The following is a 21,489-nucleotide window of genomic DNA, read 5'->3' on the forward strand; positions in this document are numbered from 1 at the left end:
AAAGCGGGGCTGCGCCCCTGCCTTTTTTCAGGGGCGCAGCCTGGCTAGTGGCTCGTTCCCGCCGTCGCCGGGGGCAGTTCCACCTGGACTCCCGGGTCGCCGGCGTCTGCCGTGTAGTCCTGGGGGCGGGTCTCGTCGATGCCCTCGGGAGCCTTCGCGGCGCGCAGGACGAAGGTGAGGACCACCGTGACCACGATGTTGAGAATGAAGGCCGTCAGACCGATGTAGCCGATCTCGCCGATGCCGGGGATCTCGGCGGACGAGCCGCCGAAGTGCTTCTGGGTCGGTGAGGCCACGCCGTACGCGGCGATCGTCCCGTACAGCATGCCGACCGCCCAGCCTGCGATGAGGGCCCAGCGGTGGAACCAGCGGGTGAAGAGACCGCCGACGAGGGCCGGGAAGGTCTGGAGGATCCAGATGCCGCCCAGGAGCTGGAAGTTGATGGCGACCGTCTTGTCCATGGTCAGGACGAAGGCCAGCGCACCCACCTTCACCAGCAGGGACACCAGCTTGGAGACCTTCGTCTCCTGCGCGGGCGTGGCGTCCGGCTTGATGAAGTCCTTGTAGATGTTGCGGGTGAAGAGGTTCGCCGCCGCGATGGACATGATCGCCGCGGGCACCAGGGCGCCGATGCCGATGGCGGCGAAGGCCACGCCCGCGAACCAGTCCGGGAACATCGTCTCGAACAGCTGCGGGATCGCCAGCTGGCCGTTCTGCACCTGGACGCCGGCCGCGATCGCCATGAAGCCCAGCAGTGCCAGCAGGCCCAGCATCAGGGAGTACAGCGGCAGGATCGTGGTGTTGCGGCGGATGACCTCGCGGCTCTTGGACGACAGCGTCGCCGTGATCGAGTGCGGGTACATGAAGAGCGCCAGCGCCGAGCCGAGGGCCAGCGTCGCGTACGTCCACTGGTTGGCGTCGCCCGGGACGAGCGCGCCACGCGGCTTGTCCGTCGCCGGGTTGGTCTGGCTGTAGGCCTCGCCCGCCTTGGCGAAGATGTCGTCGAAGCCGCCGAGCTTGATCGGGATGTAGATGATCGCCACCGCGATGACGATGTAGATCAGGGTGTCCTTCACGAACGCGATCAGCGCGGGGGCCCGGAGTCCGGAGGAGTAGGTGTAGGCCGCCAGGACACCGAACGCGATCAGCAGGGGCAGGTCCTTGATGAACCAGTTGGTGTTCTCACCGCCGCCCACGCCCATCACGTCCAGGACGGCCTGGATACCGACGAGCTGGAGGGCGATGTACGGCATCGTCGCGAGGATGCCGGTCAGCGCGACCGCCAGCGACAGGCCCTTCGAGCCGAAGCGGCCGCGGACGAAGTCCGAGGTCGTCACGTAGCCGTGCTTGTGGGAGACCGACCACAGGCGGGGCAGGAACGTGAAGATCAGCGGATAGACCAGGATCGTGTAGGGCACCGCGAAGAAACCGGCCGCCCCCGCCGCGTAGATCGCCGCCGGCACGGCGACGAAGGTGTACGCGGTGTAGAGGTCGCCGCCCAGCAGGAACCAGGTGATCCAGGTGCCGAACGACCGGCCCCCGAGGCCCCATTCGTCGAGGCTGTGCTCGTTCTCGGCCTTGCGCCAGCGCGCGGCCAGGAAGCCCATGACCGTGACGGCCAGGAAGAAGAAGATGAAGACGGCGAGTGCCACGCCGTTGACGCCGTCCTTCACTTCGAGACACCCCCGTCCTGGGACTCCTGCGACTCCTGGGACTTCGGGGACCGCTGCGACTCGCCGGCTTTCCGGGCGCGCTGGTCACGCTGCCACAGGGCGTACGCGGTGGCGGTGAGCGCGGTGGAGATGAGCACCCAGGCCATCTGGTACCAGTAGAAGAAGGGGATGCCGATGAACACCGGGTCCGTCTTGGCGTACGAGCCGACCCAGAGCATCGCGACGAACGGGGTGAGCAGGCACAGCGCGATGACCACCCTGACAGGTGTCACCGTCGGCGGGCCCGCTTCGGGTGCTGGTGGTCTCACTTCAGACGCTTCTGACATGTCCCGGTTCCGTCCCCTCGCCGATCACCACTGGGTCACCTTTGATCCCCTGCGCAACGCGCAGGAAATGTAAGGGACGGCTTTCGTCGTACGGAACCCCCTGTCCGGATATCGGATGCGGAGGTTCTGTGTTCAAGCCGGTGGTTCACCAGGGGTGCGACAGTGGCGGAGTTCCGGGAGGGCCGGGTGCCGAACGGGCTCAGTCCTGCGGCCGCTTGAGGCGGGCCACGAACTTGTACCGGTCGCCCCGGTACACCGAGCGCACCCACTCCACCGGCTGTCCGTCCTTGTCCAGCGAGTGCCGGGAGAGCATCAGCATCGGCAGACCGACGTCGGTGCCCAGCAGGCCGGCCTCGCGCGGCGTGGCCAGCGAGGTCTCGATGGTCTCCTCGGCCTCGGCGAGATGGACGTCGTACACCTCGGCGAGCGCGGTGTAGAGGGAGGTGTACTTCACCAGCGACCTGCGCAGCGCCGGGAATCGCTTGGCGCTCAGATGGGTCGTCTCGATCGCCATCGGCTCGCCGTTCGCCATGCGCAGCCGCTCGATGCGCAGCACCCGGCCGCCGGCGGTGATGTCGAGCTGTCCCGCGAGCGTGTCGTCCGCGGTGATGTAGCCGATGTCCAGCAGCTGCGACGTGGGTTCGAGCCCTTGGGCGCGCATGTCCTCGGTGTAGGAGGTGAGTTGCAGTGCCTGGGAGACCTTCGGCTTGGCCACGAAAGTGCCCTTGCCCTGGATGCGCTCCAGCCGCCCCTCGACCACCAGCTCCTGCAGCGCCTGGCGCACGGTCGTGCGCGAGGTGTCGAACTCGGCGGCGAGGGTGCGCTCGGGCGGTACCGGGGTGCCGGGTGGAAGCGTCTCGGTCATGTCGAGCAGGTGCTTCTTGAGGCGGTAGTACTTGGGCACGCGTGCGGTACGGACGGCCGCCCCGTTCTCGTTCTCCGCACTGCTGACGTCGGTGCTCATGCTCCGCCTTCCCGGCTCCTCGTGGCGTGATCCCTCTGTATACCTCTGCGCGCCTCGCTGGTCTAGTCCACGGAAGGGCCTCCGGTGGTCCTCCCGGAGAAGGTGCAGTGGTCTACCCGAAGAGTGTGGCTCAGTCGCGCGGTTTTCGCTGGCTTATTACATAAAGGTTCCTGCATATGTAGGTCGCATAACGGCTGGTGGGAGGGGGTTCGAGCACCCTTGACACGGCGAATGGTCTGAGCCAAGCTCCGGCGTACTGGTCTACACCATTGGTCCAGGTCCTGGCCCCATGGGCGGTACGTCTGTCACCGCGGGGAGCAGGGGGGTTTGTGGCATCCCTGAGCAATGGCATCCCTGAGGAGGGTGGCGTGAAGAGGAAGCTGACGACCGCGATCTGTGTCGCGGGCATGATGGTCTCCATCGCGGCGTGCGGGGGCGGCGAGGACAAGAGCTCCGACACGGGGGCGGACACCAAGGAGCTGACGGTCTGGCTCACGGTCGACGCGCAGAACAACTGGCCGGAACTGGTCAAGGCGGCCGACGCGGCGGTCGAGAAGAAGCACCCCGGCATCACGATCACGCACGAGTACTACGGCTGGCCCGACAAGAACGCCAAGCTCGACGCCGTCCTCGCCACCGACAAGGCCCCCGACGTGGTCGAGATGGGCAACACGGAGATGCTCGCCTACATGGTCAAGGGCGCCTTCGCCCCCCTCGACCCGGCGAAGTTCGACAACTCCGAAGCCTGGCTGGACGGCCTCAAGGCCTCCGTCACCTACGAGGGCAAGACCTACGGCGTCCCGTACTACGCCGGTGGCCGCGTCGCCAACTGGCGGGGGGACGTCTTCGCCGCCGCGGGCGTCAAGACCCCGCCGAAGACGTACGACGAGCTCACCGCCGCCCTCGACAAGGTCCAGAAGAAGCAGGGCGACAAGTTCAGCGCCTGGTACCAGCCCACCCGCGACTGGTACGCGGCCATGTCCTTCGTCTACGACGCCGGCGGCTCCATAGCCGTCGAGTCCGGCGGCAAGTGGAAGGCCAACCTCTCTTCCCCGGAGTCCATCAAGGGCCTGAACGAGTTCAAGGACGTCGTCGACACATACATGCACGGCGACAAGACCAAGGACGAGTCCGACCGCTACATCGTCTACGGCCAGGGCAAGTCCGGCATGATCTTCGCCCCCGCCTGGGAGGGCGCGACCGCCGCGGCCAAGGAGAACGACAAGACCGGCAAGCTCGCCGGCAACGTCGAGAACTTCGTGATGCCCGGCCCGTCCGGCAAGAACCTGCCCGTCTTCCTCGGCGGCAGCGACCTCGCCGTCCCGGTGAAGTCCGACGCGCAGACCGTCGCCGCCGAGTGGATCAACGCCTTCACCGGCCCCGCCGGTCAGAAGGGGCTGATGGAGAAGGGCAACCTGCCCAACAACAAGACCGACCTCGCCACGCTGAAGGACGACCCGGCGACGGCGGTCCCGGCCACCGCGGCCGAGTCCAACTGGTTCGTGCCGATGGCACCGGGCTGGGGCCAGGTCGAGAAGGCGCAGATCCTCCAGACGATGCTGCAGTCCATCGGCACCGGCAAGAAGTCGGTCGAGGAGGCTGCGAAGGCCGCCGACGCCGAGATCGACAAGGTCATCAACAACGAGTGAGGTGACCTGCCGGTCGGGCCTGGCCATGGTGGCCGGGCCCGACCGGGGGGTGCCGCGTCGGCTCGACCGGTGGGCGCTCCGGGCCCGGCCCGGTGAGTGCCACAGGCCCGACCGGTGGGGGACATCGGTCGGTGCCCGCCGAAGACATCGGTTCGGCCGGTGGGTGATCTACGAAAGTGCCGCGATGAGGTGTCGGGTTCGGTGCCGGTGCGTCGTGGCTGGTCGCGCAGTTCCTCGCGCCCTTCCAGGGGCGCCCGCTGCCGGCCCCTCCTTCATCTGCTTAGGAGTGCGCGATGAGTGCCGCAGACACGACCGCCCCAGCGAAGGTGCCGCCCGTGCGGCCGGGGCCACCGCCCCCGCCGGCGGCGCCGGAACGGCCGACCGGGAAGCGGACCTCCGGCGGGGCCGCCGTCCCCTGGGCCCTGCTCGCCCCCTGTCTGCTGATCCTCGCCGTCGTCCTCGGCTACCCGCTCGTCCGGCTGGTCACCCTGTCCTTCCAGGAGTTCGGCCAGTCCCAGCTCTGGGGGTTCAAGCCGGCGGAGTCGGTCGGCTTCGACAACTTCGCCAAGGTGCTGGGCGACAGCGAGTTCTGGGCGGTCGTCGTCCGGACCATCGTCTTCGCCGCCGCCTGCGTCGTCCTCACGATGGTCATCGGCATGGCGATCGCCCTGCTGCTCCAGCGGGTATCCGGCTGGGTGAAGACGCTCATCAACATCGCGCTCGTGGCGAGTTGGGGCATGCCGATCATCGTGGCCACCACCGTCTTCAAGTGGCTCTTCGACTCCGACTACGGCGTCTTCAACGCGCTCCTCAGCAAGCTTCCCGGCGTCGACATGATCGGCCACAACTGGTTCGCCAGTGGACCCGAGGGCCTGGCCGTCATCACGCTGCTCGTGGTGTGGGGCGCGGTGCCGTTCGTCGTCATCACCCTGAGCGCCGGACTCACCCAGGTCCCCAAGGAGTTGGAGGAGGCCGCCCGTCTCGACGGCGCCGGCGCCTGGGGCGTCTTCCGCTACGTCACCCTGCCCATCCTCAAGCCCATCATCGTGATGCTCACGACCCTCTCCGTCATCTGGGACATGGGCGTCTTCCCGCAGGTCTTCGTGATGCGCAACGGCCATCCGGAGGCCGAGTTCCAGTTGCTCACGACCTACTCGTACGACAAGGCGTTCGTGGTCAACGACTACGCGCAGGGCTCGGCGATCGCCCTGCTCACCGTGCTGCTGCTGCTCGGCGTGATCGGCGTCTACATGCGCCAGATGCTGAAGATCGGAGAAGTCGAATGAGCACCGCCACCGTCTCCGGTCCCCGGAAGAACACGAAGAGCCGCTCCGGCCCCCGGAAGTCCAGGCTCGGCTGGAACCTCCTCGGACTGTGCGTCTTCGTCACGGCCGGCTTCCCCGTCTACTGGATGCTGAACACGGCGTTCAAACCGGCGAAGGACGCCATCGACCCGGACCCGAGCCTGCTGCCGACCGCGTTGACCCTCTCCAACTTCAGCCGGGCACTGAGCATCGCCGACTTCTGGGGCCCGGTCGGCCGCAGCCTCGTCGTGTCCCTGACGGTGGTCGTGATCGGCATCGTCGTCGGCATGCTGGCCGCCCTGGCCATCTCCCGTTTCGCCTTCCGCGGCCGCAAGGTCGTCATCGTCGGCATCCTGGCGGTGCAGATGGTCCCGCTGGTCGCCATGATCATTCCGGTCTTCCTGCTCCTGAACGACCTCGGTCAGTACGACCGCCTGACCGGTCTGATCATCACCTATCTGACCTTCATCCTCCCGTTCACCGTGTGGACGCTGCGCGGCTTCATCGTCAACATCCCCCGCGAACTGGAGGAGGCGGCCATGGTCGACGGCTGCTCCCGCACCACCGCATTCATCCGCGTGGTGTTCCCGCTGCTCGCCCCGGGCATGGTGGCGACCTCCGTCTACGGCTTCATCCAGGCGTGGAACGAGTATCTGTACGCCCTGATGCTGATGAGCCAGCAGAACCAGACCGCGACCGTCTGGCTGGGCAACTTCACCACCAAGCACGGCACCGAATACGCCCCGATGATGGCCGGCTCCACCCTGATGGCCGTGCCGATCGTCGTCCTCTTCCTCCTCGTCCAGCGAAAGATGGCCGCGGGCCTCACCGCGGGCGCCGTGAAGGGATAACCGACCCTGATGACGACATTCGCCACCGGATCGCCCGGTTCCTCGTCCGGACAGGACGGACTCGCCCGGGACGCCCTGACGGTCCTCCAGCCCGGCTTCACGGGCACCACCGCCCCCGACTGGCTGCTGCGCCGCCTCGGCGAGGGCCTGGCCTCCGTCGGTCTCTTCGGCCGCAACATCGTCTCGCCCGGACAACTCGCCGCCCTGACCGCGCAGCTGCGTGCCGAGCACGAGGACGTCCTGGTCGCGATCGACGAGGAGGGCGGCGACGTCACCCGCCTGGAGGTCCGCACCGGGTCCTCCTTCCCGGGCAACCACGCCCTGGGCGCGGTCGACGACACCGACCTCACCCGGCAGGTCGCCTTCGCCCTGGGCCGCCGGCTGGCGCAGTGCGGCGTCAACTTCAACTGGGCGCCGTCGGCCGACGTGAACGCCAACCCGTCCAACCCCGTCATCGGGGTCCGCTCCTTCGGCGCCGACCCCGGCCTGGTCGCCCGTCACACGGCCGCCTATGTCGGCGGCCTGCAGGCCGCGGGCGTCGCCGCCTGCACCAAGCACTTCCCGGGCCACGGCGACACCGCCGTCGACTCCCATCTCTCGCTGCCCCGCATCGACGCGGACCGCTCGCTGGTGGACACCCGGGACCTGGCCCCCTTCCGGGCCGCCATCGCCGCCGGGTCGCGCGCCATGATGAGCGCCCACATCCTGGTCCCGGTCCTGGACCCCGACCTTCCGGCAACGTTGTCCCGCTCCGTCCTCACCGGCCTCCTCCGTGACGAGCTGGGCTACGACGGCCTCATCGTCACCGACGGCATGGAGATGCGGGCCATCTCCGGCACCTACGGCATCGAACACGGCAGTGTCCTCGCGCTCGCCGCCGGCGCCGACGCCATCTGTGTCGGCGGCGGCCTCGCTGACGAGGAGACCGTCCTCCGCCTCCGCGACGCCCTCGTCACCGCCGTCCGCACCGGCGAGCTGGCCGAGGAACGCCTGGCGGACGCGGCGAACCGGGTCCGGGCTCTGGCGCGCTGGACGAGAGAGGCCGTCGGAGGAGCGGAAGACGTCGACGGCACGTCGCCCGAGCCCCTCGGGCGGGCGGGCCGCGCCGGGGGCGCCGACGGGGGCATCGGTCTCGTGGCCGCCCGCCGCGCCCTGACGACGACGTTCAGGGAGCCCTACGCCCCGCCCACCCGGCCCGTCTACGTCGCGGCCTTCACCCCGGTGGCGAACATCGCCGTGGGCGACGAGACCCCCTGGGGCGTCGGCGCGGAACTGGCCCGCCTCCTCCCCGGCACCGAGACGGGGACCTTCGCCGGCGACAGCGCCGGTGCCTCGGCCCTGGCGGTCGCGGGCACCCGCCGGATCGTCGCCGTCGTCCGCGACGAACACCGCCACCCCTGGATGACCGCCGCCCTGGACATCCTCCTCACCACCCGCCCCGACACCATCGTGGTCGAGATGGGCGTCCCCCAGTCCCGGCCCCGAGCCGCCGTCCACATCGCCACCCACGGCGCGGCGAGGGTCTGCGGCAGGGCGGCGGCGGAGATCATCGCGGGCGTGCGCCAGAGCGGGGACATCGTGCCCTAGGGGCGGGACACCGTGCCTTGGCGGGACATACCGGCGCGCGCCCCACTCGCCCATACAGACACGCGCCCCACTCGCCACCGGGAAACACGCGCCCCCACCCGTCCCTTGGCAAACACGTGCCCTCACCCGGCCCGGGAAACACACCGGCGCCACAGCCCTCCTCCCCGGGCTGTGGCGCCTACGTGTCTGCCTGGCCGCCCTAGATCCCCTGCCAGTCCGGCTTGTTGTCGTACGTGTGCCGGAAGTAGTCCGCGAGCTTCAGCTTCGACGCGGCACCCTCGTCCACCACGACGGTCGCGTGGCGGTGGAGCTGCAGCGCCGACGCGGGGCACACCGCCGCCACCGGGCCCTCCACGGTCGCCGCGACGGCGTCCGCCTTGCCCTCGCCCGTGGCGAGCAGCACCAGGTGCCGGGCCTCCAGGATCGTGCCGATGCCCTGGGTGATGACGTGGTGCGGCACCTGCTGGATGTCGCCGTCGAAGAACCGCGCGTTGTCGATCCGGGTCTGCTCGGTGAGGGTCTTGATCCTCGTCCGGGACGCGAGCGACGAGCACGGTTCGTTGAACCCGATGTGCCCGTCGGTACCTATGCCGAGCACCTGCAGGTCCACACCGCCCGCCTCGGCCAGCGCCCTGTCGTACGCCTCGCTGGCCCCCGCCACGTCCTCGGCGGTGCCGTCGGGCCCCATGAACGCGTCCATGCCGAGCCCCAGCGGCTCCAGCACCTCCCGCCGCAGCACCGAGCGGTAGGACTCGGGGTGCTCGGCCGGCAGCCCCACGTACTCGTCGAGCTGGGCCACCCGTGCCCGTGAGACGTCCACGGAGCCCGAACGCACCTTCCGCGCCAGCGCCTCGTAGATGGGCAGCGGGGTCGACCCCGTGGCCACCCCGAGCAACGCGTCGGGCTTCCGCCGGAGCAACTCCGCCATCGCCTCGGCTATGAGCTCGCCACCCGCCTTGGCATCCGGAACGATGACAACTTCCACGCTGGCCTGCCGATCTGGAACGTAGGACTCAAGAGGACTCGACCGGGAAACCGCGGGTCAAGCATCTTGTATGTGGTGTAGACCAATCTAGCAGGGGTGGCCCCCTCGCCACAGGGGCCGAGCGTGAGGCCGGTCACCGGCCCGGGGGCGGCGTTCCGGCCCACCCCGGGGCCGAAGCGGGCTACTCTGCAAAGTGGACCGTCCGCGGATGTCGGGCAAGGGAACAACAACAAACATCCGCCAACGCATGGACACACGCAGTGGTCTAGTCAACAATGCGTGGTAGAGCATGTGATCGATCAGCGGCCCGCCGTCGGCGATCGCACGTGACGACAAGCCTCCGTCTTCCCCGCACAGGAAGGCGGACCGAGGACCCGGCGCTCTCTGCCCTGACTGCTCCGGATCCTCATCCTTCGGCCGACCGGGACCGCACACCCCACGGCCGATGTTGCTCCGGGCTGCGGTGCCGGGAGGGTTGAGGGTCCCTCTCAGGCGCCGCGGCCCGCGGGTGTTCCCGGGCCCGTACCGGCCACTCCACCAGCCGTTTCCGGTCATCTCCGTACCGCCAGGTACGCTCGCACACGTGCCCTCCATGAACGAACTCGTCCGCCAGCACACCGCCCTCAGCGACTCCGACCTGGAGTGGCTGCACCTGCTGGTGTCGGAGTGGCAGTTGCTGTCCGACCTCTCCTTCGCCGACCTGGTCCTCTGGGTCCCCACGCGTGACGGCACCCGTTATGTCTCCGTGGCCCAGATGCGCCCCAACACCGGCCCCACCTCGTACCAGGACGACATGGTCGGCCACCTGGTCCCGCGCGGCCGGAGGCCCCTGCTCGACGCCGCGCACGACGAGGGCCGGATCGTCCGTGAGGGCGACCCGGAGTGGCGCGAGGAGGTGCCCGTACGGGTCGAGTCCATCCCCGTGCGCAGGGAGGGGCGCGTCCTCGGCGTCATCGCGCGCAACACGAACCTGCTGACCGTGCGGACCCCGAGCCGCCTGGAACTGACCTATCTCCAGAGCGCCTCCGACCTGGCCCAGATGATCGCCGCGGGCGCGTTCCCGTTCCCCGACCAGCAGGTCGACATGGACGCCTCGCCGCGCGTCGGCGACGGGCTGATCAGGCTCGACGCCGACGGGATCGTCCAGTACGCCTCCCCGAACGCCCTCTCCGCCTACCACCGCCTCGGCCTCGCCGCCGACCTGGTGGGCTGCCACCTCGGCCGTACGACGGCCGAACTCGCGCCCTCCCGGGGCCCGGTCGACGAGGCGCTCGCCAAGCTGGCGAGCGGGTGGGCGCCGCGCGAGTTCGAGATCGAGTCCAGTGACGGGGTGATCCAGTTCCGTGCGATCCCCCTCAAGCCCAAGGGCCCGCGCATCGGTTCGCTGGTGCTGCTGCGGGACGTGACCGAACTGCGGCGCCGCGAGCGCGAGTTGATCACCAAGGACGCGACCATCCGGGAGATCCACCACCGGGTGAAGAACAACCTCCAGACCGTGGCCGCCCTGTTGCGTCTCCAGGCCCGGCGCATCGAGTCCGAGCGCGGCCGGGAGGCCCTCGAAGAGGCCGTACGACGGGTCGGGTCGATCGCGATCGTGCATGAGACGCTGTCCCAGAATCTGGACGAGCGGGTGGAGTTCGACGAGATCGCCGACCGGGTGCTCGCGATGGTCGCCGAGATCTCACCGGGCAAGGTCGCCGGCCGGCGCACCGGGCGGTTCGGCATCCTGGACGCGGAGGTCGCCACTCCGCTGTCCATGGTCCTCACCGAGATCCTGCAGAACGCCCTCGAGCACGGTTTCCGCGAGGGCGACACCGGCACGGTCGAGGTCTCGGCCGTCCGGGGCGGCACCTCCAAGGAGGCCCGGCTGCTCGTCACGGTCCAGGACGACGGCGTCGGCCTGCCCGAGGGCTTCGACCCGCACCGCTCGGGCAACCTCGGCCTGCAGATCGTACGGACCCTGGTGGAGGGGGAGTTGGGCGGCACCTTCGACATGGTGCCGGCGCCGGAGCGGGGCACCCAGGTGATCCTGGACATCCCGGTGCGCGCCCAGAAGTAGCGGGCGTACGGCGGCCGTACCGGCCGGGACACCACGGTCGTCGGATCGGGGCACCACGGTCGTCGTACCCGTACCCGTACCCGTACCCGTACTCATATCCGTACCCGAAACAGCACCGAGCCCCGGACCATCATGTGGTCCGGGGCTCGGGCTCGTGGCTGATTAAGCGCACCGGGGGCACTGCGCGCTGCGGCTCGGGGGCGGGAGATGCGCACTCGCTGTGCGCGCCGCCAAGCTCAGGCTATTGCTGGGTGGGATATCAGGCGGATGCCTGACGGGCCCGGTTGCGGGCGGCGCGGCGCTTCATGGCGCGGCGCTCGTCCTCGCTGAGACCACCCCAGACGCCGGAGTCCTGGCCGGACTCAAGCGCCCACTGCAGACACTGCTCGATAACCGGGCAGCGACGGCAGACAGCCTTGGCTTCCTCGATCTGCAGCAGCGCAGGACCGGTGTTGCCGATGGGGAAGAAGAGCTCGGGGTCTTCCTCGCGGCAAACGGCGTTGTGACGCCAGTCCATGGCTGCTACCTCTCCTTGGTATTACATGCACGTTAGCTTGTGAATGTGAACGCTTTCACGAATCCCTCAACAAGTGAAGGGCCGATCACCAGACGGACTGGTGTGGTCCTGTGGATTGAGGAGGGGTTCTGGCGCTTGCTTGAGCCGGTGTTGCGGGCTGTCCCGAGCGCCACGTAGAGACTCGCAAACCTCAGCGGCGGATACAACCCCTTCCGGAAAGTTTTTTTTGATTCCTCGGTGTCGACTGTGTCACAGCCGTACTTCCATGGGGTGGATCCTGGCCTAAACGTTCGAGTGGAAGGACTTTTGCCCGTTCCGCTCACACAATCACACGCAGTGCACGGCGTACGCCTGTGAACGTCACGCTCGTTCGCAGTCCGAGGTGGTCGCCGTCCATCTGGAGGGGGAGGGGCACCTTCGAATGCAAGGTGAAGTCGGTCAAGTCGTGCAGGGTGGTGGCGTGCTTGCCCTGGGGTCCCCGCTCGGGGGACGAAGTGAGCAACTGTGTGCCATATCGGGCGAGCGCGGGCGTCGACATGCGGCTGAGACCGAGCACGTCGAGACCTTTATCGAACGAGGCCTTAGGCGACGCGTACACCGGGCGATTGCCCAGAAACGTCCACGGGGACGTGTTGCAGACTATGGACAGCACAAGATCGGAAATCGGGTCCTCGCCGGCCCGCTCCACAGTGATCGTGCCGAGTCTGCGATGGGGCTCTTCCAGAAACTGCCGGAAAGCCTGACGCAGGTAAAGGGCGTGTGTGGATTTCCGTCCGCGTTCCCGCTGTTGCTCGACCCGGCCGATCACACCCGCGTCGAATCCGAAGCCGGCGCAGAAGGTGAACCAGCGGGACGGGACCGCCTCGTCCTCCGTGCCCGGGGTGCCGGAGGCCATGCCCAGGCCGACCGTGCGCTCCCGGCTCTCGCGCAGCGCGTCGAGCAGGACGCCGGTCGCCTCCACGGCGTCGTTGGGCAGGCCCAGGGCGCGGGCGAAGACATTGGTGGAGCCGCCGGGGACCACGGCGAGACGGGGCAGGCGGTCGGGGTCGGGGCCGTGGTGCAGCAGGCCGTTGACGACCTCGTTGACCGTGCCGTCGCCGCCGAGCGCCACGACCAGTTCTATGTCGCCCTTGCCCTCCGCGGCCTGGCGGGCGAGGTCCCGGGCGTGCCCCCGGTACTCGGTGGTCACCGCCTCCAGCTTCATCTCGCTCGCGAGCGCGTGGATCAGCACATCGCGCGTACGTGCGCTTGTGGTGGTTGCCGCCGGATTGACCACGAGAAGTGCACGCATGAGTTGCAGGGTACCTACTGGGTGGTACCCGGCCCATACCGAGGTGCGGATCAAGGGGGAGATCAGGTAGTGACGATGAGCACGTGGGGGCGCGCGAACGCGGTGCACGTGCCGGAAACCGGGCCGGGCACCGGGGCTCAGCCGCCGGGCACCGGGGGCTCAGCGGGCCACGGGGCGAGGGCTACCCTTCAGGGGTGAGCCCTGAGCAGACCCCCACGCCGGACACCTCCGACGCCGAGCCCCGCCCCGGGCGGCTGACCGCCGCGGCGGCGCTGGCCGCGCTGGAGGGGGTCGCCCTGCTGGTGGGCGGCGGGGCCATGCTCGTCGTCGGCCTCACCGGTGACGCGGACGACCTGACCACCGGCGTCACCGGCGGCCTCACCCTGATCGCGCTGGCCCTGCTGCCGCTGATCGCCGCGCGCGGGCTGCTGCTGCGGCGGAGCTGGAGCCGGGGGCCCGCCGTCATCACCCAGATCATGGCGCTGCCGGTGGCCTACAACCTGCTGCAGGCCGACAGCGTGGCGATCCCGGCGGGCATCGCGCTGGCGGTGGTCGCCGTGGCCGCGCTGGTCCTCCTGATCAACCCCGCCACGACCCGGGCCCTCGACATCCAGGGCCCGGGCCGCACCCAGCAGCCGAAGCCCTAGCGGGCAGCCGGACGCAGAGCGACGGCTCCGGGTGCGCTGACGGCCTTCATCGCCGCCGCGAGGGCCCTTCGGCAGGTCGGAGCCGACCGCGCGCGTTCGCCGAGACCGCGGCTACCTGGAGGGCGTCCGCCCCGGGACGGAGTGGGCGGATGGGCGGTCGGCAGCTGATCGTGGCCCACGGGCAGCCGCCGGGCCTCCGGCGTCCGCCCGAGTCGGCGCCCGTGCTCGGACCCGGCGTGCGGTCGCGGAGGCGCAGCCGCCGGTGCCCGTGTGCCGGTGGAGGGCATCGCCCCGACCGGCCGGCCGCCGGGGACGTGTCGTTTGTCGCGGCGGGCGTGCCGTGCGGGTGTGGTCGAGGGGGTGTGCCCGGGTCGCGCGCCGGCGCGACCGTCGCTTCGTCCCCCTCCTCCTCGACCTCCGCGGCTCTCTTCTCTCCGCTCCCGCCGGGACTCTCGTCGCTACTCCTCGACGAGCAGCTTCTCCCGCAGTTGCGCCAGGGTGCGCGCCAGCAGTCGGGAGACGTGCATCTGGGAGATGCCGACCTCCTGGGCGATCTGCGACTGGGTCATGTTGCCGAAGAACCGCAGCAGCAGGATGCGCTTCTCGCGCGGCGGGAGGTCCTCCAGCAGCGGCTTCAGGGACTCCCGGTACTCGACGCCCTCCAGCGCCTCGTCCTCCGCGCCGAGGGTGTCCGCGACCGCCGGGGACTCGTCGTCGGTGTCGGGGACGTCCAGGGAGAGCGTGGAGTACGCGTTGGCCGACTCCAGGCCCTCCAGCACCTCCTCCTCGGAGATGGCCAGCTTCTCGGCCAGCTCGTGCACCGTCGGCGAGCGCCCGTGCTGCTGCGACAGCTCGGCCGTGGCCGTGGTCAGCGCGAGCCGCAGCTCCTGGAGCCGACGCGGCACCCGCACCGCCCAGCCCTTGTCGCGGAAGTGCCGCTTGATCTCACCGACGACCGTCGGGGTCGCGTACGTGGAGAACTCCACACCGCGGTCCGGGTCGAAGCGGTCCACGGACTTGATCAGGCCGATGGTGGCGACCTGGGTCAGGTCGTCCAGCGGCTCGCCGCGGTTGCGGAACCGGCGTGCGAGGTGCTCCACGAGCGGCAGGTGCATCCGGACGAGCCGGTTGCGCAGCTCCGCATACTCGGCGCTGCCGTCCGGCAGGGCGCGCAGCTCCACGAACAGGGCGCGCGCCCCGCTGCGGTCCTGAGGGTCGTGCTGTGCGTTCCGCACGCTCTGCGCGCTCGCCTCGTCGTGTCGCTCGTGCTCGCTCATAGTCCCGCCCGCCGTCACCGTTCCCCCAGCTCTCGACCGTGCTCGAGCGGGGGAGGCCCCAGTCCGCCCTCGTGAGGACGTGGTGCTCCGTAGGGCACCTTCCGGATCCCGTTGCCCGTCGGAGGACGCCTCGTCGTCGGACGGCTCCGCCCACCGAGAGGCTCCCGCCGCCGAGGACTCGTCCTCCGGGTGCGGCCGGGCCTGCTCGGGGATGCCGTCGACGCCGTCCGTCAGATGCGCCGGTCCACTCGGACCGCCGTCGTCCTCAGCGGGCAGTTCCCGTGTGCCGCGTTCTTCGTCCCGCACCGGCCCGTCCCCGTTCCTCACGCCGGCCCGGGTCCCGCGCCGCGCTGTTTGTAGAGGCTGATCGAAACGGTTTTGTCGTCGGCCACCGCGGAAGAGACCTTGCCCGCCAGGGCCGACAGCACGGTCCAGGCGAAGGTGTCGCGCGAGGGGGCGTGGCCGTCGGTGGTGGGGGCCGAGACCGTGACCTCCAGCGAATCGTCGACCAGACGGAAGACACAGCTGAGCACCGAGCCGGGCACGGCCTGCTGAAGCAGGATCGCGCAGGCCTCGTCGACCGCGATGCGCAGGTCCTCGATCTCGTCGAGGGTGAAGTCCAAACGGGCCGCGAGGCCGGCCGTCGCCGTACGCAGCACCGACAGGTAGGCACCCGCGGCCGGCAGCCGGACTTCCACGAAGTCCTGGGTCCCGGGCTCGCCTGCGATCTGGGACACCCTCACCTCCAAGGTGGTACAAGCTTCTTCGGGGGCCGAGGGTCGCCCCCCGGGGTAACGCGCTACGTGGTTCAGCGGTGACGCTATCGCGCTACCGAGCGCCGTGTCCTCGGGGTCCTGAGGACCCCACCCCATGCTGTCACTCATAGTAAGCCTATGAATACGCTCGGTGGCTAGAGGTCTGCGGGCCTCAAATAGGAAGAGCACGCGCCGGATTGACGTACCCAGGCGCCGGACCGCCGAACCGTGTCACACGAGTACGTCGACGTGTCACGGGGCGACATGGTTCCGTCGTACGACGTCTGGGTCGTCTTCGTCAAACGAGTACATGGTCCACGAAGCACCAGCGCCAGCTCTCGCCGGCCTCGAACGTACGCATGATGGGATGGCCGCTCTCCTTGTGGTGCGCGGTGGCGTGGCGCATCGGCGAGGAGTCGCAGCAACCCACGTGTCCGCACGCCAGGCACATCCGCAGCTGCACCGGGTGGCTCCCGGCGGCCAGGCACTCCGGGCAGGTGTCGCTCAGGGGATCGGGCTCGGGGTGCGGCAGCGCGTCCGTGTGCGTGCACTGTTTCATGATTGCCAGGTTACGACGGGCGCGCGGAACATCGCGCGGAAACGAAGGCGGCGGAAGCGATGCACTTTTTGCCCTTGCTGTTGCTGGTCGCAGGGAGTGCGACGGTCGCCGGTGCCGCCCGGCGCACGCCGGTGCCCGCCCCGCTGCTGCTGGTCGCGGCGGGGCTCGCGGTGTCGTACCTGCCCGGGGTGCCGCACTACGAACTCGACCCCGAGATCGTCCTGCCGCTGATCCTGCCCCCGCTGCTGTACACGGCCGCCGGCGACAGCTCCTACCTGGACCTGCGGGCCCAACTGCGACCCGTGGCCCTGCTGTCGGTCGGTTACGTCCTCTTCGCGACCCTCGCCGTGGGCTGGGCCGCCTACATGATCGTGCCGGGGATGCCGCTGACCGCCGCGCTGGTGCTCGGCGCGGTGGTGGCGCCGCCGGACGCGGTCGCGGCGACGGCGGTCGCCCGGCGGGTGGGTCTGCCGTCGCGGATCACCACGATCCTGCAGGGCGAGTCCCTGGTGAACGACGCGACCGCGATCACCGCCTACCGGGTGGCCCTCGCGGCCACCCTCGGCGAGGGCGCGAGCTGGACCGGCGGGATCGTGGAGTTCCTGGTGGCGGCGGTGGGCGGTGTCGCGGTGGGCCTGCTGCTGATGGTGCCGATCCACTGGCTGCGCACCCACCTCAAGGAAGCGCTGCTCCAGAACACCCTCTCCCTGCTCATCCCCTTCGTCGCCTACGGGCTCGCCGAGTGGGTGCACGCCTCCGGGGTGCTCGCCGTGGTCGTCGTCGGCCTGTACCTCGGCTACCGCAACTGGCAGGTCGACTTCGCCACCCGCCTCCAGGAGGAGGCCGTCTGGAAGATGGTCGCCTTCCTCCTGGAATCAGCCGTTTTCGCCCTCATCGGACTCCAACTCCCGGTCGTCCTCGAAGGTTTGGGCGAGTACGAGGGGGGCCGCGCGACGTGGTACGCCGTGGCCGTCTTCCTCGTGGTCGTGGTGTCCCGGTTCGTGTGGGTCTATCCGGCCACCTTCCTGCCGCGCATGCTGTCGCGGCGCATCCGGGAGCGGGAGGACGACCCCACCTGGAAAGGGCCGTTCGTCATCGCCTGGGCCGGCATGCGGGGCGTCGTCTCGCTGGCCATCGCCTTCTCGATCCCGCTCACCGTGAACGGCGGGGACGACTTCCCCGAGCGGAACCTGATCCTCTTCCTGACCTTCACGACGGTCATCGGGACCCTGGTCATCCAGGGACTGACCCTGCCGCCGCTGATCCGTTTCCTGAAGCTGCCGGGGCGCGACCAGCAGGCCGAGACCCTCGCCGAGGCCAACGCCCAGGCCCAGGCGTCCCGGGTGGCCGAGGCCCGGCTTGACGAACTCCTCGCGGACGAGAGCAACGAACTGCCGCCCCCGCTGGTCGACCGCCTCCGCACCGTCCTGGAGCGGCGCCGCAACGCCGTCTGGGAGCGGCTCGGCGCCGTGAACCCGGTGACCGGGGAGAGCGTCGACGACACCTACAGCCGTCTGTCCCGCGAGATGATCGGCGCCGAACGCGAGGTCTTCGTCAAGCTGCGGGACGGCAGGTACATCGACGACGAGATGCTGCGCACCCTGCTGCGCAGGCTGGACCTGGAGGAGGCGGCCGTCTACCGGGAGGCCTCCTAGGCCGAGGGCTCAGGGAACGGGCGGCCGGTGATCACCGCGGCGACCGTCGTCCCGCGCGGGAAGGCGCCCTCCGCCGCCAGGGCGACGAGTCCGTAGAGCAACTTGGCGACATAGAGACGTTCCACCGGGAGGCGGTGGCGCGTCTCGAAGTCGTCCGCGAAGGCGTCCAGTTCGGGTGAGGTCCGCGCGTAACCGCCGAAGTGGAAGCGGTCGTCGAGATTCCACTCGCCGCGCGGTCCACCGAACGCCCTGTGCTGAAGCTGTCGTATCTCCTCGGCGAGGAAGCCGCCCTTGAGAACCGGAATGCCGAGGGCACGCTGGTCGGGGGCCAGTCCCGCGGCCAGTCCGGCGAGCGTGCCGCCGGTGCCGCAGGCGAGGGCCACGACGTCGGCCCGGCCGCGCAGCTCCGCGCCGAGGTCCTGGCAGCCCTGGACGGCGAGGGGGTTGCTGCCGCCCTCGGGGACCACGTACGCGCCGTCGGCGTCGGCAGCGCGGAGGACGGCGGACAGGGTGGCCGGGTCGGACTTGTGGCGATACGTCGACCTGTCGACGAAGTGCAGCCGCATGCCGTCCGCCGTGCAGCGGGCCAGGGAAGCGTTGAGGGGGCGGTCGGCCAGCTCCTGGCCGCGGACCACGCCGACGGTGGGCAGGCCCAGCAGGTGACCCGCGGCGGCGGTGGCACGCAGATGGTTGGAGTAGGCGCCGCCGAAGGTGAGCAGCGGGCGGCCCGCCGCCGCGCGCAGGTTCGGGGCCAGCTTGCGCCACTTGTTGCCGACGAGCCGCGGATGGATCAGGTCGTCGCGCTTGAGCAGCAGCCGGAGGCCGTGGCGGGCGAAGCGCTCGTCCTCGACCTCCTGGAGGGGTGACGGCAGCCTGGGGTTCAGGACGGTGGTGGGGTCGTCGGGGGCGGAGGGCTGGCCGGTCACGTGCCCATTGTCGGACACATGACCGGTGGGTGTCGGACGCGCCCGCCGCCGGGCCCTGATTCAGACGGTCCCGGATTTCAGACGGTCCCGGACGCGTTCTCTCATGCCGGCCATGGTGAAGCCCCGCGGGTCGACCTTCCCGGGCTGCCATTCGAGGTGCCCGATGACGGACCGCTGGTTCCAGCCGTGGTGACGGCAGACGGCGGCCGAGACCCGCTCGATGGCCTCGAGCTGCGCCGCCGGCCAGGGGTCCTGGCCGTCGCCGAGGTTCTCGCACTCGAAGCCGTAGAAATGGCGGTTGCCGTCCGTGTTGGCCTCGTTGTCCGCGGGCAGCGGCCGCTCGGCGATCACGGCCCGCAGCACGTCGTCGTCGCCCAGGCCGGCGTGGTTGGCCCGGCCGTAGCCGACGAGGTGCACCCGGCCGTCCTTGGTGATCACGCCGTGGCACAGCGGGCCCGGCAGCCCCTCGTACCCGTTGCGGCAGATACGGACGGTGCGTTCGCTCCCGGAGGTGACGGTGTGGTGGATCATCACGCCGTGGACGGGCCCCCAGGGGCCCACATGGTTGCGGTTGTGATGTTCCCAGTCGCCGACCTCGACGACCCGGACGCCCTCGTTCTTCAGGACGGTGAGAAACCTGCTCGCGGACATGGGTGGGGCCATGGCCGACTCCTTCGTGCGTGCGACGGCCGCTGGTCGTGACCGCCTCGTACGCGGTGTGTACCCCAACTCGCGGTGCGAGCGAGGCAATACGAGAGGGCGCGCGGATGGATCCGGTCAGATTCGGCCGGAGCTCGTACGAGGGTGCGAGTGGTCGACAGAAACAGCGGGCATGCCCAGTCTGCGAAGATCCATTCCCGCTCTTTCGGGTAATAGCACCGGCACGCTCCGTGATGCAAGGCTGGATCGCGAGATCGGTGACCGCGATCAGTGCTGTCAGTGCATACCCGGAGGGGAAACCGCATGTCGGTAGGCGAAGAGGTTCGCTCGCAGCAGGACAGGCCGCAGCAGAGTCTCGGCACGGCCGCTGCCCGGAACCTGGCCACCACCACGAAGTCCACGCCCCAGATGCAGGAGATCAGCTCGCGCTGGCTGCTGCGCACCCTGCCGTGGGTGAACGTGCAGGGCGGCACGTACCGGGTGAACAGGCGGCTCACCTACGCGGTCGGCGACGGCCGCGTCACTTTTGTGAAGACCGGCGACCAGGTCGCCGTCATCCCCGCGGAGCTCGGCGAACTGCCGGCCCTGCGGAGCTACGAGGACATCGACGTACTGGGCGAGCTGGCCCAGCGGTGCGAGCAGCGGGAGTTCGCGCCCGGCGACGTCCTGGCCGAATTCGGCAGCCAGGCGGACGAGGTGTTCCTGCTCGCGCACGGCAAGGTCGAGAAGATCGGCACCGGCCCCTACGGCGACGACGCGGTCCTCGGCGTACTGGCCGACGGCGCCTACTTCGGTGAGCAGGCACTGCTCGACCCCGACGCGATCTGGGAGTACACGGCCCGCGCGGTCACCGCGTGCACGGTGCTCGTCCTGCCGCGCCAGGCCGTCGAGCAACTCGCCGAGCGCGCCGAGACGCTCAGCGAGCACCTGCAGGAACAGCGCTCGATCCCGTCGCAGCGCACCAACAAGTACGGCGAGAAGGAGATCGACCTCGCCGCCGGCCACAGCGGTGAGCCGGACATCCCGCACACCTTCGTCGACTACGAGGCCGCGCCGCGCGAGTACGAACTCAGCGTCGCCCAGACCGTCCTGCGCATCCACACCCGCGTGGCCGACCTCTACAACCAGCCGATGAACCAGACCGAGCAGCAGATCAGGCTCACGGTCGAGGCGTTGAAGGAGCGCCAGGAGCACGAGCTCATCAACAACCGGGAGTTCGGCCTCCTGCACAACTGCGAGTACGACCAGCGGCTCCAGCCGCACGACGGCGTGCCCAGCCCGGACGACCTGGACGAGCTGCTCTGCCGCCGCCGGGGCACCAAACTGCTGCTCGCCCACCCGCGTGCGATCTCCGCGTTCGGTCGCGAGCTGAACAAGCGCGGACTGGTCCCGGAGACCGTCGACATGGCCGGCAACCGCATCCCCACCTGGCGCGGAGTGCCGATCTACCCGTGCAACAAGATCCCGGTGACCGAGGCCCGGACCACGTCGATCATCGCCATGCGTACCGGCGAGGAGGACCAGGGTGTCATCGGTCTGCGGGCCGCGAGCATCCCCGACGAGATCGAGCCCAGCCTGTCCGTGCGGTTCATGGGCATCAACGAGCAGGCGATCATCAAGTACCTCGTGACGGCCTACTACTCGGCCGCGGTCCTGGTCCCCGACGCGCTCGGCGTACTGGAGAACGTCGAGATCGGCCGCTGGCGGTGACCCTGTCCGAACGGACGCCGTGCCCCCGCCCCATCGGGCGGGGGCACCTCGCGAGCACACGCCCGCGCACTGCGGAACCGCCGCCCTCCGCGGC

General features: G+C 69.7%; 19 protein-coding genes. 8 read left to right on the top strand and 11 right to left on the bottom strand.

Features of this window, described 5'->3' with window-relative positions; all coding sequences use genetic code 11:
- Window positions 1-44 precede the first annotated feature (44 nt).
- The 3 genes from mctP to GWK25_RS06695 form a co-directional block, all read right to left on the bottom strand.
- Window positions 45-1,673, bottom strand: coding sequence for a monocarboxylate uptake permease MctP (gene mctP, locus GWK25_RS06685; protein ID WP_215448921.1), 1,629 nt, complete (start codon window positions 1,671-1,673; stop codon window positions 45-47).
- Entirely contained in the window at window positions 1,670-1,999 is a 330-nt protein-coding gene (locus tag GWK25_RS06690) for a DUF3311 domain-containing protein (RefSeq protein WP_215448922.1), read from the bottom strand. Before GWK25_RS06690 ends, mctP begins: the two co-directional genes overlap by 4 nt.
- Window positions 2,000-2,198: 199 nt before the next feature.
- The gene (locus tag GWK25_RS06695) at window positions 2,199-2,963 is read right to left on the bottom strand and encodes a GntR family transcriptional regulator (protein ID WP_184899259.1); all 765 of its coding nucleotides are present in this window, start codon (window positions 2,961-2,963) and stop codon (window positions 2,199-2,201) included.
- A 368-nt stretch (window positions 2,964-3,331) separates the two neighbouring features.
- Here GWK25_RS06695 and GWK25_RS06700 point away from each other — a divergent pair, with 368 nt between their 5' ends.
- The 4 genes from GWK25_RS06700 to GWK25_RS06715 all read left to right on the top strand — a co-directional run bounded on the left by GWK25_RS06700 (window position 3,332) and on the right by GWK25_RS06715 (window position 8,354).
- A complete protein-coding gene (locus GWK25_RS06700) occupies window positions 3,332-4,612 on the top strand; it encodes an extracellular solute-binding protein (RefSeq protein ID WP_215448923.1) in 1,281 nt (426 codons plus the stop codon).
- Window positions 4,613-4,905: 293 nt separating this feature from the next.
- Window positions 4,906-5,898, top strand: a complete 993-nt coding sequence (locus tag GWK25_RS06705) for a carbohydrate ABC transporter permease (RefSeq protein ID WP_215448924.1) — start codon at window positions 4,906-4,908, stop codon at window positions 5,896-5,898.
- On the top strand, window positions 5,895-6,767 hold the full coding sequence (locus GWK25_RS06710) for a carbohydrate ABC transporter permease (protein ID WP_215448925.1): 873 nt from the start codon (window positions 5,895-5,897) through the stop codon (window positions 6,765-6,767). The genes GWK25_RS06705 and GWK25_RS06710 overlap by 4 nt, the downstream gene beginning before the upstream one ends.
- Window positions 6,768-6,776: 9 nt before the next feature.
- On the top strand, window positions 6,777-8,354 hold the full coding sequence (locus GWK25_RS06715) for a glycoside hydrolase family 3 protein (protein WP_215448926.1): 1,578 nt from the start codon (window positions 6,777-6,779) through the stop codon (window positions 8,352-8,354).
- A 199-nt stretch (window positions 8,355-8,553) separates the two neighbouring features.
- Here GWK25_RS06715 and nagB read toward each other — a convergent pair whose 3' ends face one another.
- Entirely contained in the window at window positions 8,554-9,339 is a 786-nt protein-coding gene (gene nagB / locus GWK25_RS06720; protein WP_215448927.1) for a glucosamine-6-phosphate deaminase, read from the bottom strand.
- Window positions 9,340-9,931: 592 nt separating this feature from the next.
- On the opposite strand from nagB, the gene GWK25_RS06725 reads away from it, so the two are divergent.
- Entirely contained in the window at window positions 9,932-11,398 is a 1,467-nt protein-coding gene (locus GWK25_RS06725; protein ID WP_184903667.1) for a sensor histidine kinase, read from the top strand.
- A gap of 259 nt (window positions 11,399-11,657) precedes the next feature.
- Here GWK25_RS06725 and GWK25_RS06730 read toward each other — a convergent pair whose 3' ends face one another.
- Together GWK25_RS06730 and GWK25_RS06735 are read right to left on the bottom strand one after the other, a co-directional pair.
- The gene (locus tag GWK25_RS06730; RefSeq protein ID WP_003992873.1) at window positions 11,658-11,915 is read right to left on the bottom strand and encodes a WhiB family transcriptional regulator; all 258 of its coding nucleotides are present in this window, start codon (window positions 11,913-11,915) and stop codon (window positions 11,658-11,660) included.
- Window positions 11,916-12,234: 319 nt separating this feature from the next.
- Entirely contained in the window at window positions 12,235-13,206 is a 972-nt protein-coding gene (locus GWK25_RS06735) for a diacylglycerol kinase family protein (protein WP_215448928.1), read from the bottom strand.
- Between the two features lie 194 nt (window positions 13,207-13,400).
- Here GWK25_RS06735 and GWK25_RS06740 point away from each other — a divergent pair, with 194 nt between their 5' ends.
- A complete protein-coding gene (locus GWK25_RS06740) occupies window positions 13,401-13,853 on the top strand; it encodes a hypothetical protein (protein WP_215448929.1) in 453 nt (150 codons plus the stop codon).
- Window positions 13,854-14,311: 458 nt separating this feature from the next.
- Here GWK25_RS06740 and GWK25_RS06745 read toward each other — a convergent pair whose 3' ends face one another.
- The 3 genes from GWK25_RS06745 to GWK25_RS06755 all read right to left on the bottom strand — a co-directional run bounded on the left by GWK25_RS06745 (window position 14,312) and on the right by GWK25_RS06755 (window position 16,444).
- Window positions 14,312-15,457: a SigB/SigF/SigG family RNA polymerase sigma factor gene (locus GWK25_RS06745; protein WP_215448930.1), complete on the bottom strand. Its 1,146-nt coding sequence runs from the start codon at window positions 15,455-15,457 to the stop codon at window positions 14,312-14,314.
- Window positions 15,454-15,867, bottom strand: coding sequence for an anti-sigma regulatory factor (locus tag GWK25_RS06750; protein WP_033525425.1), 414 nt, complete (start codon window positions 15,865-15,867; stop codon window positions 15,454-15,456). The genes GWK25_RS06745 and GWK25_RS06750 overlap by 4 nt, the downstream gene beginning before the upstream one ends.
- 316 nt (window positions 15,868-16,183) lie before the next feature.
- Complete coding sequence (locus GWK25_RS06755; RefSeq protein ID WP_215448931.1) at window positions 16,184-16,444, bottom strand: UBP-type zinc finger domain-containing protein; 261 nt, start codon at window positions 16,442-16,444, stop codon at window positions 16,184-16,186.
- 59 nt (window positions 16,445-16,503) lie between these two features.
- On the opposite strand from GWK25_RS06755, the gene GWK25_RS06760 reads away from it, so the two are divergent.
- The gene (locus GWK25_RS06760; protein ID WP_215448932.1) at window positions 16,504-18,099 is read left to right on the top strand and encodes a Na+/H+ antiporter; all 1,596 of its coding nucleotides are present in this window, start codon (window positions 16,504-16,506) and stop codon (window positions 18,097-18,099) included.
- Here the strand turns inward: GWK25_RS06760 and GWK25_RS06765 are convergent.
- Window positions 18,096-19,025, bottom strand: coding sequence for a 1-aminocyclopropane-1-carboxylate deaminase/D-cysteine desulfhydrase (locus GWK25_RS06765; protein WP_215448933.1), 930 nt, complete (start codon window positions 19,023-19,025; stop codon window positions 18,096-18,098). The genes GWK25_RS06760 and GWK25_RS06765 overlap by 4 nt on opposite strands.
- Window positions 19,026-19,085: 60 nt before the next feature.
- Window positions 19,086-19,688 (bottom strand): N-acetylmuramoyl-L-alanine amidase, encoded by a 603-nt coding sequence (locus GWK25_RS06770; protein WP_215448934.1) that lies wholly within the window; start codon window positions 19,686-19,688, stop codon window positions 19,086-19,088.
- A 300-nt stretch (window positions 19,689-19,988) separates the two neighbouring features.
- Between GWK25_RS06770 and GWK25_RS06775 the strand changes: the two genes are divergently transcribed.
- Window positions 19,989-21,395 (top strand): family 2B encapsulin nanocompartment shell protein, encoded by a 1,407-nt coding sequence (locus tag GWK25_RS06775; RefSeq protein WP_215448935.1) that lies wholly within the window; start codon window positions 19,989-19,991, stop codon window positions 21,393-21,395.
- Window positions 21,396-21,489 lie beyond the last annotated feature (94 nt).

The organism is Streptomyces sp. ATCC 21386 (genome assembly GCF_018728545.1).
Classification (GTDB): Bacteria; Actinomycetota; Actinomycetes; order Streptomycetales; family Streptomycetaceae; genus Streptomyces.